The organism is Streptomyces sp. NPDC006283, from assembly GCF_040613325.1.
In the GTDB taxonomy this organism is placed as follows: Bacteria; Actinomycetota; Actinomycetes; order Streptomycetales; family Streptomycetaceae; genus Streptomyces.
On the sequence record NZ_JBEXRZ010000453.1, the window covers coordinates 1 to 1,640 of the forward strand.

Genomic DNA, 1,640 nt, shown 5'->3' on the forward strand with positions numbered 1-1,640 from the left:
GACGAACGCGGACGACTTCTGTTCTGCGGCGAGGTACGAGCGGGATCAGTTGCCGACATCACCCAAGCCCGGGATGCCGGCCTGGTCGACCTCCTGGCCGACACCATCGACCTGCAGATCCTCGCCGACGCCGGTGTGTTGAGTGAAGTCACCATGCCAACGACCAAGGGCCCTGCCACGTCACTTCCCCATCCCTCTGACCAGCCCCTTTCACCCTTCAAGGACGGGATGAAAAGGGTTCACTGATCTTCTGGCAGGCCGGGGACTTGTCGAATGCGGCCTTGAGCTTCGGGTTAGTCCGGAAATCCTTTGCCGGACCCCCGTACGCGCTGAACTTGCTCAGACCCTTGCCCGCCAGTGCCAGCGCCGCCGAAAGCGACTCCGCATCCGTTACCTTCGCGGCCTCAAGGTCGTGTCTGGCCTCTTCCACCGCACTGCTGGTCTGCTTGAGCGAGGCCATCGCCGCATCGTACGACGCCTTGCCGCCGTGCACCGGAGGAGCGCCGTCCCGCTTCATGTCCCCTGCCAGCTTGTGCATCTGGGTGGCGACCTGGGTCAGGAACCTAGCCACGGCCTTCTGGGTCGGCCGTGGGGCGTGCAGGTCGACGGCTGGCATCGTGATCTTGCTGCCGTTGTCCGCGAGGTGATCGCAGAGCCTTCCGGCCCAGGTTACCTCCGGAGGCTTTGCGTTCCCCGACCCGCAGCCCGCCATCGCGAGTGAGGCCACCAGGCCTAGCAGTACACTCGCCGTCAGCCGCCGCCTCGCTCCTTGGTTGTTCGCCGATATCGTCATCATCGTCCTCTTTCTTCGGGCTGATGGAAGTAACGGATGGTGTGACTTTGGTCGGAGTGGTTACCGGAGGTCCGCGCACTGTGAAGTGCGTGGCCCCCCGGCCACCCGTGGCAGTCACCTGAGGAGCCCGGTTGCCGTTCGGCTACCCGCCTATCGACGTCCAACTGAACGGCAACCGCCCTTCACGCCGTGACCAGCGAAGGAGATTGTGACGCAGGCTCTCAGCTCTTCTTGGGGGTGAGGGTCGCGCTGATGATGTTGCCTGGACCGGCGGTGTATCTGCTGATGATGTCGTTGAAGATGCCGCAGCCCTGCAGTGGGGCTAATTCGTACTCACCCACGATCTCCCCGCCCTTCAGAGGGTCGAAGGAGGGACCGGTGGACGTGAGCGTGATGGCGGAGGGCTTGGCGGTCTGGCACTTGTCGCCACCGCCGATCGGCAGCCCGAAGATGCTGATCTGAGGCAGCTTGACAATCATGTTCGAGTTGCTGACCAGTTTTCCGTCCTCGAGTGAACCGGTGGTCCTTCCTACCGGGGTGTATGTGATCTTGGCGTTGGCCTTCAATATTCCAAGAATGTTGAAATTGCCCTCGGTCGGGTTCAGCGTCAGATCGCCCTCGTAGGTCCCGCTGTTGAGGTCGAAGTCGACGTCGATGCCGCCGTTCAGCTTCGCCGAACCGTTGGCGGCTTTGACTTTGGACGACCCGTCGAGGTTGAAGGGGTACTTGATGGTGCCGCTGGTGTCCGACCCGCCGGACGTGCCGCTGGTGTCCGACCCGCCGGACGTGCCGCCCCCCGTCGTGCCGGGTGCCGCCCGTAGAGCCACCGCTGCCGGTGATCTCGATC

2 protein-coding genes and 1 pseudogene are annotated in these 1,640 nt (G+C 63.5%); 1 reads left to right on the forward strand and 2 read right to left on the reverse strand.

All coding sequences use genetic code 11. The features are described from left to right. Positions 1 to 246, forward strand: a pseudogene (locus ABZ070_RS37210) (hypothetical protein); the annotation flags it as partial. Here the strand turns inward: ABZ070_RS37210 and ABZ070_RS37215 are convergent. Then, a complete protein-coding gene (locus tag ABZ070_RS37215) occupies positions 218 to 796 on the reverse strand; it encodes a hypothetical protein (RefSeq protein ID WP_356640614.1) in 579 nt (192 codons plus the stop codon). The pseudogene ABZ070_RS37210 and the gene ABZ070_RS37215 overlap by 29 nt on opposite strands. Positions 797 to 1,014: 218 nt before the next feature. Then, positions 1,015 to 1,640: hypothetical protein (locus ABZ070_RS37220; RefSeq protein ID WP_356640616.1), on the reverse strand; the 626-nt coding region annotated here is incomplete at its 5' end.

What these genes read in the sequence shown, in the direction of transcription:
- ABZ070_RS37215 (WP_356640614.1), bottom strand. Translation starts at nt 796, where the DNA reads ATGATGACGATATCGGCGAACAACCAAGGAGCGAGGCGGCGGCTGACG.